Origin of the sequence: Streptomyces sp. NPDC057307, assembly GCF_042667665.1 — a bacterium.
Taxonomy (GTDB): domain Bacteria; phylum Actinomycetota; class Actinomycetes; order Streptomycetales; family Streptomycetaceae; genus Streptomyces.
The window spans coordinates 20,495-36,423 of sequence record NZ_JBHUZM010000078.1 but is presented as its reverse complement, the minus strand read 5'-3'; the positions used below and the strand labels follow the sequence as shown (position 1 = coordinate 36,423).

At 71.4% G+C, this 15,929-nt stretch carries 15 protein-coding genes; 7 read left to right on the top strand and 8 right to left on the bottom strand.

Annotated elements, in window-relative coordinates; genetic code table 11:
* Positions 1–655 (bottom strand): TetR/AcrR family transcriptional regulator C-terminal domain-containing protein (locus ACFUN8_RS24140; protein ID WP_383641247.1); only part of this gene is annotated, 655 nt, incomplete at its 3' end.
* Positions 656–722: 67 nt separating this feature from the next.
* On the opposite strand from ACFUN8_RS24140, the gene ACFUN8_RS24135 reads away from it, so the two are divergent.
* The 5 genes from ACFUN8_RS24135 (at position 723) to ACFUN8_RS24115 (ending at position 7,049) form a co-directional block, all read left to right on the top strand.
* The gene (locus ACFUN8_RS24135) at positions 723–2,330 is read left to right on the top strand and encodes an FAD-dependent monooxygenase (RefSeq protein ID WP_383641244.1); all 1,608 of its coding nucleotides are present in this window, start codon (positions 723–725) and stop codon (positions 2,328–2,330) included.
* 287 nt (positions 2,331–2,617) lie between these two features.
* Complete coding sequence (locus ACFUN8_RS24130) at positions 2,618–3,751, top strand: ROK family protein (RefSeq protein ID WP_383641241.1); 1,134 nt, start codon at positions 2,618–2,620, stop codon at positions 3,749–3,751.
* Between the two features lie 373 nt (positions 3,752–4,124).
* A complete protein-coding gene (locus ACFUN8_RS24125) occupies positions 4,125–4,313 on the top strand; it encodes a lasso RiPP family leader peptide-containing protein (protein WP_383641239.1) in 189 nt (62 codons plus the stop codon).
* 10 nt (positions 4,314–4,323) lie between these two features.
* Entirely contained in the window at positions 4,324–6,255 is a 1,932-nt protein-coding gene (locus tag ACFUN8_RS24120) for an asparagine synthase-related protein (protein ID WP_383641236.1), read from the top strand.
* Positions 6,256–6,293: 38 nt separating this feature from the next.
* Positions 6,294–7,049: a lasso peptide biosynthesis B2 protein gene (locus ACFUN8_RS24115; RefSeq protein ID WP_383641234.1), complete on the top strand. Its 756-nt coding sequence runs from the start codon at positions 6,294–6,296 to the stop codon at positions 7,047–7,049.
* 89 nt (positions 7,050–7,138) lie between these two features.
* Here ACFUN8_RS24115 and ACFUN8_RS24110 read toward each other — a convergent pair whose 3' ends face one another.
* The 6 genes from ACFUN8_RS24110 to ACFUN8_RS24085 all read right to left on the bottom strand — a co-directional run bounded on the left by ACFUN8_RS24110 (position 7,139) and on the right by ACFUN8_RS24085 (position 12,714).
* Positions 7,139–7,861 carry a TetR/AcrR family transcriptional regulator gene (locus tag ACFUN8_RS24110; RefSeq protein WP_383641231.1) on the bottom strand — a complete coding sequence of 241 codons (723 nt, stop codon included), beginning with the start codon at positions 7,859–7,861 and terminating at the stop codon, positions 7,139–7,141.
* Positions 7,858–8,538, bottom strand: coding sequence for a DUF4166 domain-containing protein (locus ACFUN8_RS24105; protein WP_383641228.1), 681 nt, complete (start codon positions 8,536–8,538; stop codon positions 7,858–7,860). The genes ACFUN8_RS24110 and ACFUN8_RS24105 overlap by 4 nt, the downstream gene beginning before the upstream one ends.
* Complete coding sequence (locus ACFUN8_RS24100; protein ID WP_383641226.1) at positions 8,535–9,287, bottom strand: hypothetical protein; 753 nt, start codon at positions 9,285–9,287, stop codon at positions 8,535–8,537. Before ACFUN8_RS24100 ends, ACFUN8_RS24105 begins: the two co-directional genes overlap by 4 nt.
* A 175-nt stretch (positions 9,288–9,462) precedes the next feature.
* Positions 9,463–10,113 (bottom strand): TMEM175 family protein, encoded by a 651-nt coding sequence (locus ACFUN8_RS24095; RefSeq protein ID WP_383641223.1) that lies wholly within the window; start codon positions 10,111–10,113, stop codon positions 9,463–9,465.
* A 114-nt stretch (positions 10,114–10,227) separates the two neighbouring features.
* A complete protein-coding gene (locus ACFUN8_RS24090; RefSeq protein ID WP_383641220.1) occupies positions 10,228–11,283 on the bottom strand; it encodes an aldo/keto reductase in 1,056 nt (351 codons plus the stop codon).
* 333 nt (positions 11,284–11,616) lie between these two features.
* On the bottom strand, positions 11,617–12,714 hold the full coding sequence (locus ACFUN8_RS24085) for an N-acetylmuramoyl-L-alanine amidase (protein WP_383641218.1): 1,098 nt from the start codon (positions 12,712–12,714) through the stop codon (positions 11,617–11,619).
* Positions 12,715–13,198: 484 nt separating this feature from the next.
* On the opposite strand from ACFUN8_RS24085, the gene ACFUN8_RS24080 reads away from it, so the two are divergent.
* Positions 13,199–14,152 (top strand): hypothetical protein, encoded by a 954-nt coding sequence (locus ACFUN8_RS24080; protein ID WP_383641253.1) that lies wholly within the window; start codon positions 13,199–13,201, stop codon positions 14,150–14,152.
* 103 nt (positions 14,153–14,255) lie between these two features.
* Positions 14,256–15,524 (top strand): lactonase family protein, encoded by a 1,269-nt coding sequence (locus ACFUN8_RS24075; protein WP_383641215.1) that lies wholly within the window; start codon positions 14,256–14,258, stop codon positions 15,522–15,524.
* Positions 15,525–15,567: 43 nt separating this feature from the next.
* On the opposite strand, the gene ACFUN8_RS24070 is transcribed toward ACFUN8_RS24075, so the two are convergent.
* Positions 15,568–15,900 (bottom strand): DUF6191 domain-containing protein, encoded by a 333-nt coding sequence (locus tag ACFUN8_RS24070; RefSeq protein WP_383641212.1) that lies wholly within the window; start codon positions 15,898–15,900, stop codon positions 15,568–15,570.
* Positions 15,901–15,929: the final 29 nt, after the last annotated feature.

Below are 15,929 nucleotides of genomic sequence, written 5' to 3'. Positions count from 1 at the left end.
TCGCGAACTCGTCGTCGGGGTCGGGTTCCTCTCCTTGTTGGACGCGGGGGGCGAGCATCGGGTGCTCGCCCGCCGCGAGGACCTCGCTGATGTAGGGGCCGACGCTGCGCTGCCACTGTTCCTCGGTCAGGCCGGTGCGCTGCTCGGCGTGCCGGACGGCCTGCTGGGTGGCCACCGAGCCCAGCACGTACGCGTGTACGGCGCCGAGGGCCTGCGAGGCCAGGGTGATGTCGGGCGTGAGCGCGACGGCCGCGCGCAGCGCGGATTCGGACCGCCGCAACGAGTTGGGGCCGAGCGAGGGCCTGCCCGCCAGTTCGCCCGCCAGCCACGGGTGCCGCAGCAGGGTCGCGCGCTCGGCGTGCGCGACCGCTGCCAGGTCGGCGCGCCAGTCCCGCGCGGGCCCGGGGAGCGGGTCCTCGCCCTGCGCGGCGTCGACCATCAGGTCCACCAGTTCGTCGCGGTTGGTGATGTAGCGGTAGAGGGTGGCAGTCCCGGAACCGAGGTCGCCCGCGACGCGGCGCATCGACACCGCGGCGAGGCCCTCCGCGTCGGCGACGGCCAGCGCGGCGGCGACGTACCGGTCCACCCCCGGCGCGCGGCGGCGCGGTTCGGGGCGCGGCCTGGTCCACACCGACGAGGGAGCGGGTTCGGTCATCGGGTGGTTCCCTTCGTCGTCGATTTCCTCGTTGACCGGCATCCTACCTTCTGGATACGTTGTAGCCATGACAGAGACAACGTATCCAGAAGTGCCGGTGCTCGTGGTCGGAGGCGGCAGCGTCGGGCTGCTCACCGCGGTGCTGCTCGCCCACCACGGGGTCCCCGCGGTGCTCGTCGAACGCCGGTCCGGGCCGTCGGTCCACCCGCGCGCCACCGGCATCGGGCCGCGCAGCGTCGAGGTCCTTCGCGAGCTGGGGCTCGACACCGCCGTCGACGCCGTCGCGGTCGACCTCCGGGGCGCCACGGGCAAGGCCGTGGCGCGGACCGTCGTCGAGATGGGCGCGGGCGACGTCGTGAGCGTTCCCATGCCGGCCCCGCCCGCCGCCGAACTGGACACGACGCCGTTCAGGTTGCGCGGTGTCTGCGCGCAGGACCGCCTCGACGCCGTGGTGGCGGCCGACCTGGCGCGCCGCGGAGCGGATCTGCGCTGGTCGACCCGGCTGGTCGGCCTCGCGCAGGACACCGACGGGGTCGATGTCGAACTGGAGGGTCCCGACGGCCGCTACACGCTGCGCTGCGCGCGCGTGGTGGCCGCGGACGGCACGCACAGCGCCGTACGGACCGCGCTCGGCGTGGGCACCTCCGGGGCGGGCGACCTGGGCAAGTCGATGATCAACATCCTGTTCCACGCCGACCTCCGGCCCCATCTGCGGGGGATGTCCTTCGCCACCTGCACGATCACCACGCCGGAGGCACCCGGCCTGCTGGCGACCGTGGACGGCGGGACGGACTGGGTCTTCCACGTCGCCTGCGACGTGGACGGGGGCGAGCGTCCCGAGGACTTCACGCACGAGCGCTGCGTCGCGGTCGTCCGCGCGGCGGTCGGCGATCCCGGCCTCGACGTCGAGGTGCGCAGCGTGCTCCCGTGGCGGCCCCGCAGCTCCCTGGCCGACCGCTTCGCCGTCGGCCGTGTGTTCCTCGTCGGCGACGCCGCGCACACCGTGTCGCCCCTGGGCGCGTTCGGCCTCAACACCGGCGTCGCGGACACCCACAACCTCGCGTGGAAGCTGGCCGCCGTCCACCACGGGGAGGCGGGCGCCGGCCTGCTCGACACCTACGCGCGGGAGCGCGAGCCGGTCGCCGCGGCGACGCTGGACCAGGCGCTGCGCAGGCTCGCCGACCCGGCGCTGCACTGGGGGCGTGGCCCGGAGGCCGACGCCGCCAGGGCGACGGCGGGGGTGTGGGCGGCGCCGGTCGTGCACCTCGGCCAGCGGTACGACTCGGCCGCCGTCGTCGGCTCGCGGCCGGAACTCCCGTCCACGGTGGATCTGTCGGTGGCGCTGGACGGGTCGCCGGGTTCACGGGTGCCCCACGCGTGGGTCGACGGGGTCTCCACGCTCGACCTGGTCGCGTCCCGGTGGACCCTGCTGGTCGGTACGGCGGGCGAGCGGTGGCTCGCCGCGGCGGCGGACGTCGGCCTGCCGGCGCACCGGATCCGCGCACCGTGGCTGTCCGACGACGGGGCCCTGCTCGTACGACCGGACGCCATCGTCGCGGCGCGGGTCACGGCGCCGGTCCCGGACCCGGCGCGGTTCCTCACCGGCGTCCTGGACCAGGTGCTGGCCAGGGTGGCCGTTCCGCGGGCGCTCGCCGGTCGTTCCGGCCATTCGTAGCTCGGCCGTCGGTCATTCCGCGTCATTCTCGGAGCCACCAGAAGCCCCTCGGAAACCATCTGTCACTTCAGACGCAGACAGGCCACGACCGCCCATTCACCCCCTTGCTTTCTTTTGAAGACAAGCCACCTTCAATTTGAAGATCACCATGTTAATCTGCCAGCCCCGGACGACACGATGAAATCGTCCGCGCCGGGAATGGGGAGGAAATGGTTCAGTTACGCGACCATCTTGGTCCGGCCAGCGGAGTCAAACAGATCAACCGAAAGCGCGTTCTGCTCGCCGTAATGATCAAGGCGGACACACAGGCGGGTCTGAGCCGCCGGACCTCCCTCTCCGGTGGCACGGTCTCGACCATCGTGCGGGAGATGGCCGCGGAAGGCACGATCCTGGTCGAGAAGTACGACACCGGGGGTCGGGGCGCGCTCGTACGGCTGTCCGGGACATCGTCCGTCGCGGTGGGGGTGCACATCGGTTTCAACCACACCCGGGTCGTCGCCCGCCGTCTCGACCAGGGGGTCGCCGACCGTCATCCCGGCGAATACTCGGACATCGGCGCCAACAGCGGGCTGGCCCGGCTTCTGCCGGAGATCCGGAAGAAGGTGGCCGCGGCCGTCCATCAGGCCGGCGGCGGGCAGGAGCCCGACGTCATCTCCCTCGGGGTGGCCGTGCCGCGCATGATCGATCCCCGGACGGGCCGGTTCACCAGTCCCGTACTGCCGCCGTGGGATCCGAAGGACGACCTGGCGGAGCAACTTCGGGAGACGCTGGGCCTCACCACGGTGGTGCTGGACAACGACGCCAACCTCGGCGCACTGGCCGAGCAGACGTTCGCCACGGACGAGAGCCTGGAGACCGTGGTCTACGTGAATGTCTCCACCGGTGTCGGCGCCGGGCTGATCATCGGTAACAGCATGGTCCGGGGGCACCGCGGGATGGCGGGCGAGATCGGCCACTCCGTCATGGAGCCGCGGGGCGCCTTCTGCCGATGCGGGGGCCGTGGCTGTCTGGAGACGGTCATCGGCGCGGATTCGCTCGTGCGGCAGGTACGGGAGGCGCTGACCGGCAGTTCCCTCGACGTACCGGACTCCCTGCGGTCGGTCATCGACCGGGCCCACGCGAACGACGCGGTGTGCGTCCGCGTCCTGGAGGACGCGGGCCGCCGGCTCGGCCAGGCACTCGCGGTGGTCTGCAACATGCTCAATCCGAACCTCATCGTGCTCGGCGGCCGGCTCGAGGCGGCGAGCGATCTCGTGCTCGGCCCCTGCAAGGAATCCCTTGTCCGGTACTCGCTGCGCGGTACCGCCGACGCCGTGCTGCGCAAGAGCTCCCTGGGGCAGCTGACCGAGGCGCACGGAGCGCTGGTGCTGGGGCTCAGGTCGTACGACAGGGACGGCGAGGCCCAGGCCACCGCAGGCTGACCGGGCGGGCCGTCGTCGCCGTCCGGCGAGGCGAACTCCGGCGGCCCGTCCTCGGCCGCCGGAGTATCGAATTGAACGGTCGGGCCCGCCGTGCGCGCACCGGCTCCCGCAATTCATCGACCGGATTCCGTCAACTTCCCGAAAGGCATTCTCCGCCGACCTCGGGAGCGCGGTCACGGGTTCGATATCGGGATTTGGACAACTACCCCGAAGAGATGTCATCGTGTGGTGTCATCCGTCCACCGAATGATGCCCGAGCGCATTATGCTGAACAAATTCGAGTACCGTACGGCAGCGTTTCCCCGGCCGGTCGGGATGCCTATCAACGTACATTTCCGACGTACTTTTCAGACGTAGACCCGAGGTGGATCACATGACGACGTCGCAAAGAGGTCACGGGTACCCCGTCAGTGGATCCGCCGAACCGGCGGTGCGACCGGACGACGCCGAGGACCTGTTCTACGAACCGCCTGTGGTCGTCGATCTCGGCTCAGTACGGGACGTGACTCTGGGGAGTTCCACCAGCGGAACGGCCGACGCCAATTCCCAGTATTACTGGTAGGGCCGGCGCCGTGGCTACGTCCACCGATACGACTCGGGCACCTGAGCTGAGCGGTGTCTTTCCCTCGGTGGCGGGCGGCGCGGGATATGCGGGCGTCACGGGTTCCGGCGACACCGTCGAAGTCCAAGGGCGTTGGCGGGACGGCGAGTTGCGCAGGATCGACGGCCCCGAGGGGACAGCCGTCGTGCTCGGCCAGTGTCTGGCCGACGACGACCGATTACGGCGCACAGCGCTGCGGGCGCTCGCGTCCGGCCGGTCCGACGAGCTGACCCGGTTGCCGGGCAGCTACCTCTGCCTGGTGATCCGTGAGCACGAACTGACCGCCTACGTGGACGCGGCCGGTCAGTACCCGCTGTTCTTCCGGGACACCGGCCGGCGCTTCGTGTTCGGGACCCGGCCCGTGTCGGTGGCCGACGCGGCAGGCACGCGACGACGGCCCGACACGGCGGTCCTCGCCGCCGGGATCTTCTGTCCGGGGGCCCCCGCGCTGACCGGCGAACGGTCCGTCGTCGCCGGCGTCGACAAGTTGGGCGGCGGACAGGCGCTGCGCCGTACCGCACGGGGAGGCGTCGAGCGCTGGACGCATGAACCGCTGGAGACCGATCCCCAGGCATCGTTCGCACGGAGTGCCGACGCCCTGCGTGACGCGCTGGAGACGGCGGTCCGGCTGCGCGTCGTGGGCGGGCGGCGGGTGACCACCGACTTCAGCGGCGGCCTGGACTCCACCTCCCTCGCCTTTCTGACTCTCCGTCATCAGCCCGGCCCGCTGTCCGTGACGACGTACCGCGGCAGCGCCGCGTCGACGTGCGACGACCTTGTCCACGCCGAGCGTTTCGCGCGGCTCGATCCTCGGCTGCGCGTGGAGGTGGTGACCGGCTCCCGCGAGACCCTGACCTACCAAGGACTACTCACCGGCCATCCGGGCGAGCACAGCCCTGGCGGCCGTGACAGCGGTGAGCCCGATGCCGCCGCGGTGGCGCTGGCGCGCACCCGGCTGCGGCTGGCCCGGGTCGCGCGTCTTGGCGGAGGAGTGCATCTGGGAGGCGAGGGCGGGGACGCGCTGCTTGTCGCACCGCCCGGCTATCTCGCCGCGCTCGCCCGGCCCGAGAGGCTTCGCCGACTGGCCAGGGACAGCCGGGAGTTGGCCCGCGCCCGGCGGGAGGCGCCGTCCGCCGTCGCCGCACGGGCGGTCGGCCTGGCCCGTACACCCCTCGCGACCGCTTTCCGGCGACTGGCGGACGCCATCGAGCACCGTGCGATGCGAAACGTCAGCGCTGGCAGTGCTGTCGGGGCCGTCGGAGCTGTTGGGGCCGTCGCGGCCGGCGAGCGAGCCGCCGCGCACGACATCGACTGGCTGGACGCCATCGCCTGGTGGCCCGAGCCCGGATCCGAAGCCGGCTGGCTGACGCGCGCCGCGAGCAAGGAACTCGCCACGCTCGCACGGCAGGCGGCGGACACCGCCGGGCACACCGCCGGATCGCGAGCGGGCGACCTCACCGCGCTGGACAACCTGCGTACCTCCGGAGCCGTACAGCGGCAACTGTCGGAAACGGCCCGCCCGTTCGGGGTGTGGCCGCAGGCGCCCTTTCTCGACACCGCCGTCGTCCGCGCCTGCGCGGCTCTTCCCGCCCATCTGCGTGCCGCGCCGCCCGCCTTCAAACCGCTGCTCGGTGCGGCGCTCGCCGATCTGGTGCCCGCGCCCGTCCTGGCCCGACGGACGAAGGGCGACTACGGCGACGAGGACTACCAGGGTGCCCGCGCCTGCGCCCGCGAGTTGCGGAGCATACTGCTCGACTCCCGGCTCGCGGAGCTGGGCGTCATCGAACCGGCCGCCGTCACGGCCGCGCTCGACGGGGCCCTGATGGGGCTGCGCGCACCGTTCCCCGCGCTGAACCGGCTGCTGGCCGCTGAGATCTGGCTCAGGAACACCACATGGCACTGACCCCGACGACTACCACCCGATTCCGAGGAGACCGGCCCATGGCTGCCTTCCACATCCCCGAGCACGTGCACGAGAGCAGCGCGCCGCACGGCGGGACGGTGCTCCTCGACGCCCGTACCGGACAGTGGTACGCGATGAACGGTACGGCGCGTGCCCTGTGGTCCGAGTGGCGCGAGAGTGGGGACTTCGACGCCGGTGTACGCACGGTGGCGGCCCGGTTCCCACCGGCGCTCGGTGAGCGGGTACGTACCGATGCCGGGCAACTGGCCGAGGTACTGGTCCGGCGGGGACTCGTGAGCGCGGCACCAGCGACGGCACCGACAGCGGTACCGACACCGGCACTGACGCCGTCACCGCCACCGGACAAGGCACCCCCGCGCCCGCCGCGAAGGAACGGGCGCGGGTCCCCGACCACTCCTCGTCACGACCGGCCCGGCGCGACGGCCGCACTCCTCATCGCGCTCTGCCTGCTGCGACTGCCGTTCGGCGTCACCGTGCGCGCGGTGGCGGCCCTCACATCGCGCTGCCCACGCCCCGCCACGGAGGCGGAGGCGGCGGTGGCCGTCGGCCTGGTGGGGCAGGTCGCCCGACTGCATCCGGGACGTGTCGCGTGTCTGGAGCTGTCGTTGGCCGCCACCGTCCGGCTCGCCCTGGCCGGGCTCAGCACCGAATGGTGCCTGGGGAGTGCCGACGACCCGTACCGATTCCACGCGTGGATCGAGGCGTCGGGCCGGCCGGTCACGTCATCGTACGACGGCGATCTCACCGACTTCCGCAAGGTCTTCAGCGTCTGAGCCGGGCGGGATCCGGCAGGTCCCGACGGCCCCGACGGGGCGGGCTGTCGTACGAGAATCCCCCGTACGCGGGCACACGCGTCCCCCGCTCAGTTCTGCGCGGTGTTGCGCAGCCGGCGTCGTACCGCACGTTGGGCGAGCGGGCCCAGTTCGTCCAACACCGAGGCGAGCACGGCCAGTTGCTCCAGGGCGTCGAGGGCATGGCCGGCGCCTTCCTGGTCGACGCCCTCGTACAGCTCAAGGCCGACGAAGGACGCGGCGATGGCGCGGGCGAGACCGGCGGGGTCGGTGAGATCCGCGATCGGGGTGCCGGCCAGCACGCGGGCCAGAACCTGCTCGATCTCGTCGATCCACAGTTGCAGGCCGCGCCGGGCCGCAGCGGCGAGGCGGGGCTGGGTCTGCGCTCCGGCGAGCATCTGACCGAGGACGGCGACCTGGCCGTCCGCCCGCTCCTGGGTGTGCATCTCCCGGCCGAATTGCAGGAGTTCGGCGAGCGAGGTCACGGCGGCGAGCCGGGCGCGGTAGCGGGAGACGCGCTGTTCGGCGCCGTAGTGGCAGGCGGCGCCGAGGAGTTCGTCGACGGAACCGAAGTGGTAGAAGACCAGCGCCTGGTTGACTCCCGCCGCCGCGGCGATGGTGCGGGCGGAGGTGCGGGCGATGCCCTGTTCGGTGAGGGTACGCAGCGCCCCCTCCAGCAGCTTGGTTCTGGTGTCGCGGCTCCTGTTTCCGGGATCCGGGCCGGGCGCGGGGTCCGGCCCTGGGCCGGGCGCGAGATCCGGGCCGGACGCGGGGTGGTCGGTGTCGGCGCTCATGCGCGGGCCTCTTCCCGTACCGGACGCAGCCCGGCGCGCAGCCCGTACGAGCCCACGGGTACGTACGTGGCGGCGAACGCCCCCTCGTACCCGAAGAGCGGGCCGAAGCGCCGGTTGGTGACGCGTACGCGGATACGGAAGCAGTCGGCCGCTTCGTCGTACGACTCCCGTACTTCGGCGTCGCCGCCGATGAGTTCCGGTACCCGCACGTCGACCGGCCCCTCGCGGAACCGGTGCTGACCTGAGCGGATCAACAGCGAGCCGTCGGGCTCGGCGGTCGGGTGCAGGTCGCTGGCGAGGTGCTGGTGCGTACCGAGGTAGTCGAGGACGCAGTCGCGCTCGGGGCTGTGGATCATGGTGGCGTCGAAGCGGCGTGGCCCGTCGGCCAGTGCGAAGGTGCGGACGAACGTGACGGTCTCGCGGCCGTAGGCGTCGCGGTAGGGCACGTTCTCGATGGTGAACGGGACCCGGCGGCCGGTGCGAGGGACGAGGATGTTGCGGCTGCCGCCGAGCGCGAGGAACGGTTTGACGAAGGGTCGGCCGTGCCAGACGCGGTCCATCACGCCGCGTCCCACGCACGCCTCGGCGCTGTCGAGCCCCACGGAGAAGCGACGCCGCAGTTGGGGGTGGAGCCGGTCGAAGTCGTCGCCCATGGCGAGGCGGAAAATCGAGGTCACGGACGCTCCAGTGTGGCGAGAAGGGCGGGGGCCGGCGGGGTGGCAGTCGAGGCGGCGTGTGTGGGCACGGCCGGGCGGCCCGGCGGCGTACGCAGACAGCGACGGGCGGCCGGGGTGTGGGGCAGCGGAGGCACGAGGAACAGCAGGGCGGCGAGTGCGGCAAGGGCGAGTGTGACGACCGTCGGCATCCCGAGCAGCGCGGCCGGGCCCAACGCGCCCGCCACGGCGAGCAGTCGGACGACCGGCTCGGCGACCCCGTACGCGAGGGATCGCGCCGGGCTGACGCCGTGCTCGCACCAGAGCCGGAGTCGGTCGAAGGACCAGGCCGTCGCCCACCCCATCAGCGGCCGGAACACCCATCGGTCGGCGACGGCGCCGAAACGGCCCCAGCGGGGGCGGTAGTCGTAGCCGGTGAGGAAGCGGATGCCGTCGGGTGTGGGCACGTAGCGCCAGTACCCGCTCCCCTCCGCGAGGAGGGAGAGGGGATGCGGCGAGGCGAACCTCAGTACGGAGACGCGCCGCCCGTCGGCCCCGCCGCTCTCCCCCGCGCTGACTCCGGTGCCTGAGACGGTGAGGAAGGGCAGCACCCGGACCGCGTAGCGGAACCGCTGCGGCTCGCCCGGCCGGCGGGGCAGGTGGTCGATCTCCGAGAAGCGCAGATCCCACCGCTGGTGGTGCGCCGGATCCTGTGTCCGCTCCCAGAGCGTGTCCATCTCCGTACGGATGCGTGTCTCGACGTACAGGCCCATTCCGTCCCCCGGTCGTCGGCCTCATCACTGTTGAGCGCAGTCGTCTTTGAGCGACTGCTCAACTGAAAGTAGCAGCAGTTTGAGCAGTCGCTCAAGTAGGAGATCCGCCGCGTGACCGGACGCGTGACCGAAGGCGCGGTCGGATGGGGGGGCGGATGCGGCGGTCGGACGGGGCCTATGCGGACGCCCCTGCTTTCGTGCGCCTCTTCAGGAGGTGGCGCGTCACGAAGGAGGCGAGGGCGCTCAGCGCGAGGAGCGCGATCAGCGCCTGCGGGCCGTCGCCGGGAAAGACATAGCCGGAGGGAACAGCGAGCACGAAGGCGGCCAGGTCGAACCAGAGTTCGTACCGTGCGTGCTCTTTCGCGGCCTCTTTAGGAGGTTCGTGCTTGTCGACGACATGCCGGATCACCAACAGCGTCCCGGCGGCGAGGACGTTCACCCCGGCGTAGGCGGCCACGGCGATCCCCGCCTGATTTCCGTACGAGCCAAGGACATTGGAGACGAACGGCAGCACGGTGATCGTCAGAAGGAGGAACATCGTCAGCCGTACGAGCGTCGGCGGGCTGACTTGGACCGTTCGCATCTCGCTGCGGTGACGCCGCCAGTAACTCGCGATCGCGTAGAAGCTGACCAGGAACGACAGATAGCGCGGCTCCAGATCGGCGAGAGCCCCCCGCAGCGAGGCGTCGCCGGGGTCCTTGCCGAGGTCGGGCACCCGGAGGTCGAGGGCGAGCAGTGTCATGGCGATGGCGAACACGCCGTCGCACAGGGCAAACAGACGCGTGATGCTCCGCTCGTCACGGGCCTCGTCGGTCAGGGTCTTCATAGCGGCTCCGGAAGGGACGTGCCCAGGAAGAGAGAGCGGAACAGGAACGTGACGAGTGGGCCACGAACGGACTCTCCGATCCACCGGACACGCCCCAAGGGCGCCCGTGGAACCTCAGTAGGAGGACTGCGCGGAACCGGCGGACCTACGACGCCGGGACGCGTCGGCGATCGACGGGGGTACGTAACCGGCGTCCCGGCCGGACAGGTTGGTGCCCGGCGGCACGATCTCGTCGATCCGGTCCAGTACGTCGCGGCTGAGCCGTACCTCGTCCGCTCCCAACTGGCTCTCCAACTGCTCGTACGTCCGCGGCCCGATGATCGCCGACGTGACCGCCGGGTGCTCGATGACGAACGCCACCGCGAGCTGCACGAGCGTCAGCCCCGTCTCCTCGGCCAGCAGCGCCAGACTCTCGGCCGCCTCCAGCTTGGCCGCGTTCTCCTGGGCCGTGATGTCGAAGCGCGCCGTCTGCTGCTCGGACCGGCTGGAGGCGGGCTGCGCGGCGCCCTTGCGGAAGCGGCCGGACAGCCAGCCGCCGGCGAGCGGGCTCCAGGACAGCACGCCGAGCCCGTAGCGCTGCGCCACGGGCAGCGTCTCGCGCTCGATGCCACGCGTGAGCAGCGAGTACGGCGGCTGCTCGGTCGCCACCCGCTCCCGGCCGCGGCGCTCCGCGATCCACTGCCCTTCGACGATCGCCGACGGCTCGAACGTGGAGGTGCCGATGTAGCGAATCTTGCCCTGGCGTACGAGATCGGTCAGCGCGCCCAGGGTCTCGTCGAAGTCGGTGTCCGGCTCGGGCCGGTGCACCTGGTAGAGGTCGATCCAGTCGGTGCCCAGCCGGCGCAGGCTGTTCTCGACCTCCTGGATGATCCAACGCCGGGAATTACCGCGCTCGTTGGGTCCTTCGCCGAGGGTGCCGTGAAACTTGGTCGCGAGGACGACACCGTCCCTGCGCCCGCCGGCCAGTGCCTTGCCGACGATGGTCTCCGACTCGCCCGCGGAGTACACGTCGGCGGTGTCGACGAAGTTGATGCCCGAGTCGAGCGCGCGGTGGATGATCCGGACGCTGTCGTCGTGGTCGGTGTTGCCGCGGGCCCCGAACATCATCGTGCCGAGGCAGAGGGGGCTGACCTTCACACCCGTGCGGCCGAGGTTCCGGTACTCCGTCATCGTGCGCTCCCTGGCAGAGGTTGATCAGTGAAGTGGATCAGTGATCAGTGGCTGGATCAGGGCGCCCAGTCTGCCTCGGCCCGTCGAACATCAGCGGCATTGTCCTGTTCGGCAACAGGATCGACATCTGACGCCTGGTCACCTGGTCGCCCCGTCACCCGTCGGGGTCGGATCGACGACCGTCGGCCACGACTGCCGGCCAGGGCGGACAGCCGCTCGGGGAACCGTCTTCCGCAACTGGTATCCGTCGGCCTTCGGCGGCACGAGGTGACTCGCGCCGCCGAAGGCACGCCGGACAGGCTTGACGGTCCGGTCCGGTCCGGCGGTGGATCGTCAGGCCAGCAGGCGCTTCCACTCCGTCGCGGTGAGTACGCCCGCCGAGTGGGCCCGGTCCGCGCCGGCGCGGTGCAGGGTGGTCACCGCCTTCGCGATGTCGGCGTTCTCGCCCGCCCCGACCTTCGGGGTGATCAGCGGCCAGATGTCCGAGCCCAGGTAACCGGTCTCGTCCGTGCCGCCGCGGACCATGGCCGCGCAGGTGTGCTTCTCCACGTTGTGCACATCGGCCAGTTTCACGACCGCGCGCTTCGTGTCCGCGCCGAAGACCCCGTCCACCGGTACGTCCGAGAAGCCACGGGCCCGCAGGAGGTACTGCGCGGCACGCACCTGAGGCCCGGCGGACCCCGGACGCAGCAGGGGCCAGACGGAGGGCCGGTCGGCGGGCGCGACGCCCAGTGCGCCGGAGACCGCGTCGCGCAGCTCCTGCAGTCTGCCGTAGAGCACGCCGCCGGGGCATTCGGTGGAGTTGAAGTCGCGGTGGCCCATGATGTCGGTGACCGGCCGCCCGTACTGGGTGGCGATCCACGCGACGAGCTGGACCAGTGAGTTCCAGAGCGCGGCCGGAACGTCGACCTCCGTGTAGAGGCCCTCGTTCTCGATGCCGATGACCTCGCTGTTGCGGCCGCCGACGTTCGCGCCCTGGACGTGCCGCGTACCACCGCGTACGACATCGAGGCTCTGGTGCCGGCCTTCGAGGACGAAGCCGCCGCGCGAGTTGGTGAACTGCTGGCCGGAGTCGCCCCAACCCTGGCCGTCCATATGGAAGTTCTGGATCGACCGGCAGATCGCCATCGCGTGCTCCAGCGAGTAGTCCTCGCTGTTGCCGGGCTCGGCGGTGTGGTGCACGACGATGTAGGTCGGGACCCGGTCGAGCACGACGATCTGCTGGTTCGGGGGCCGCGCGCCCCATTCGGTGGTGCTGTAGATCCGGGGCTCGGGCGCGGCGAGTAGTGATCGGGCCGCCCGGTGGCGGCTCGCGCGGGGCGGGGCGGCGTTGGCCGGTCCGTTCGCGGCGAGTCCGAGGGCGCCGACCGCGGTGGCGGTCAGACCACCCCGCAGCACCGTACGACGGCCGGGGCCTGGCTTGGTAACCATGTCGATCTCCTTGGGAAGTGGGGGGAACGCTCTCCCGGGTTCAACGACAACGAGCGCGTCGCGCAACAGGCGTGCGCCACTCCGGTGGGGCGGAGTTGACGCGCGTCGACCGTCCGCGACGCATCAAGACAAGCAATCCCGCCATGTCCCCGACAACCCTGTCGGGCAAGCAATTTGACGCTCTTTCGGCCGACTGAAACCACGCGCCTTCGCGAATCACCCGTGGGACGACGAATCACCCCCGGCCGCCTTTGCTCGCACCAATGACGGAGGAACGGGCGAGGACGAGGGTGAGGGCGAGACCGCGAATCGCCTGATCGGCCGGGCATCTGACGTCGCCTTAGGCAGAACGGGGGAAATCTCCGGGTCCGTCTCTGATGACGTATCTCGGCGCGGTCCGATCACACGATGATCGCGTTTCATGGCGCAGAGAAACGCGGCGGACGAGGACGGCCCGCCTGCCACCGCCCACGAAAGGCCCGACATGCTCCCCCTCCCCCGCGCTCTCCATCTCGCCAGGGGCGCCCTGGCCGTCACCTCGCTCTGTACGTGCCTGCTCCTCAGCGGATGCGCTGAGCAGGCATCCCCACCGGACGCCGGGCGGCCGTCGGAGAGCCGGACCGCGCAGGGCGGGCCGCCGCGGAGCCCGGGTGCGGAGCGCCCGGCCACGGAGAGCAAGTCGGCGGACGGGGATCGGGACGGAGAACGGGACGGAGAGGAGGACGGAGGACAGAACGGGGAGAAGGACGGGGAGAAGCCGGCGGGGCGGCCCGCCCAGCGGCACCATGGTTCGCCGAACGAGGCGGCCCGCGGTCTTGCCGGCGGACCGGTGGAGGCGGCTCTGGTCCGTGAGATCCCCGGTCTCGGCCCGGCCACCCGCTCCCGTATCCCGGTCTCCACGCGCCAGGCGCTCGTCGTCAGCGGCGAGGGCCGGGAGTCGTCCCGGTCCGGGGTCGTGCTGTACGAGCGCGACGCGGACACGGGCTGGCGGCCCGTCACCGACCGCTGGCCCGCGCACAACGCGCTGCGCGGCTGGACGTACGACCACCAGGCTTCCGACCTGCGTTCGCCGATCGGCGTCTTCACGCTCGGCGACGCCGGCGGCCGGCTCCCCGACCCGGGGTCCAGACTCCCGTACGACGAGAGCGGCGACTTCGAGTCCCCGGGCACCGGCTTCCTCGGTGAGCCGCTGGAGGGCTCCTTCGACTATGTCGTGGCCATCGACTACAACCGGATCCCGGGGACCACTCCGCTGGACAAGAGCCGCCCCCTCGGGCTCGGCAAGGGCGGCGGCGTCTGGATCCATGTCGACCACAAAGGCCCCACCCAGGCCTGCGTCTCGCTGTCGAGAACACAGATGGTGGAACTCCTCCGTCTCCTCGACCCGGCGAAGCGTCCGGTGATCGTGATGGGCGACGCCGTGGCGCTCCGCGACTGACGGCGCCGAAGGGGCTCTTGCCGACGGGGGCGGGATGGCGACAGGGTGGCTGCCACAACATCGGCAAGCACTCTCCCCCCACGAGTCATTCGAGGTGCCCGGCATGAGAAGCGACCGCACACGAACAGCGGCAGGAACAGGCACAGCGGCAGAGACAGATACAGAGGCAGGGACCGGAGGGCCGAGCCGCCGTCAGGTGGTCGGCATACTGGCCGCCGCCTTCGCGACGGTCTCGGTGCCCGCGACGGCGAGCGCGACCGCTCCGGCGACCGCGACCCGGACGGCGGCGCAGACAACGACCACGTCGCGGACAGCGGCCCGTTCACGGCAACCCCTCGCCACGGGGCCGCTGTTCATCGGTACGTACACCTCCAGCGGCGGTCCGGGCATCGGGCTCGCCTCGTACGACACGGCTACGGGCCACATCACCGCCACCGGGACCCTCCAGGGCGTCGGCGACCCCTCGTATCTCGCCGTCCACCCCGACGGCAGCACCCTGTACGCGGTCAACGAGCGCCAGGACGGCGGCGTCACCGCGATCGCGCTGGGGGCGGACGGCGGTCACACGGTCCTCGGCACGCGCGGCACCGGCGGCTCGTCACCCTGCCATCTGTCCGTGCACCCCGGCGGGCGCTGGCTGTTCAGCGCGAACTACGGCTCCGGCGATGTCGCCGTCCATCCCATCGAGTCGTCGGGCGCGCTGGGCGAGCGCACCGCTCTGGTCACCCACACCGAACCGGCTCCGGGGCCCGGTCAGAACGGCCCGCACGCGCACCAGATCGTCACCAGCCCCGACGGCAGCCATGTACTCGCCGTCGACCTCGGCACCGACAGCGTCTACACCTACCGCCTCGACGAGACGGCGGGCACGCTCACCCAGGTCTCGTACGCGACGCTGCCGGCGGGCGCCGGTCCGCGGCATCTCGTCTTCCATCCCTCGGGCCGATTCGCCTATCTGGCCAACGAGTTGAACAACACGATCGCCGTCTGCGGGTACGACCCCGACAGCGGTGCCCTCACCCCCGGCGAACCGTTGCCCACCGGCGCCGGCGGCGCGGGCAGCAGTTTCCCGTCCCAGCCGGTGATCACCGCCAACGGTGCGTTCGTCTATCTCGCCAACCGGGGGCACAACAGCCTGTCCCGCTTCGCGGTGGAGGACGACGGCGCCGGCCTGCGGCTGCTGGACACGGTGCCGGTCGGCGGTGACTACCCGAGGCAGCTCGCCCTCTCCCCCGACGGGACTCTGCTCTTCGCCGCCAATCAGCGGTCGAACGCCGTGTCCGTCTTCCACGTCGACCAGGACAGCGGTCAACTGGCCTCTGCCGGCGAACCGTTCGCGTCCCCGGTCGCCGTCTGCGTACTGCCGCTCTGAGACGAACCACCGCTTCGTGACCCGGGTCCGCCGGGCCGGCCGGTCAGTTGGGACGGTCCGGCCGGCCCGGAGGTATCCGTACGACCGCGGTGCCGCCGTCCAGATCCACCATGGTCCGGTTCGGCGGAGCCCCGTCCTCCTCGTCGTCCCGCATTAGCAGCGCCGACTGACGCTCCTTCAACTCGCTCTGCTTGCCCGGCGAGAGGCTGGCGTGCAGCATCTCGAAGCCGGTGGTCGACACCTGCCCCTGCCGGACGGAGTTGCGCCAGGGAAGGACACCGGCCCGTCCGGCGCGGAGCAGCAGTTGATCGACGAAGGCCAGCGCGGTCAGCAGAATGACCAGACCGGGCAGAGTGACGAAGACGGCGAATCCCATACGTCAGTGTCCCCCGTACCGGCCCCGGC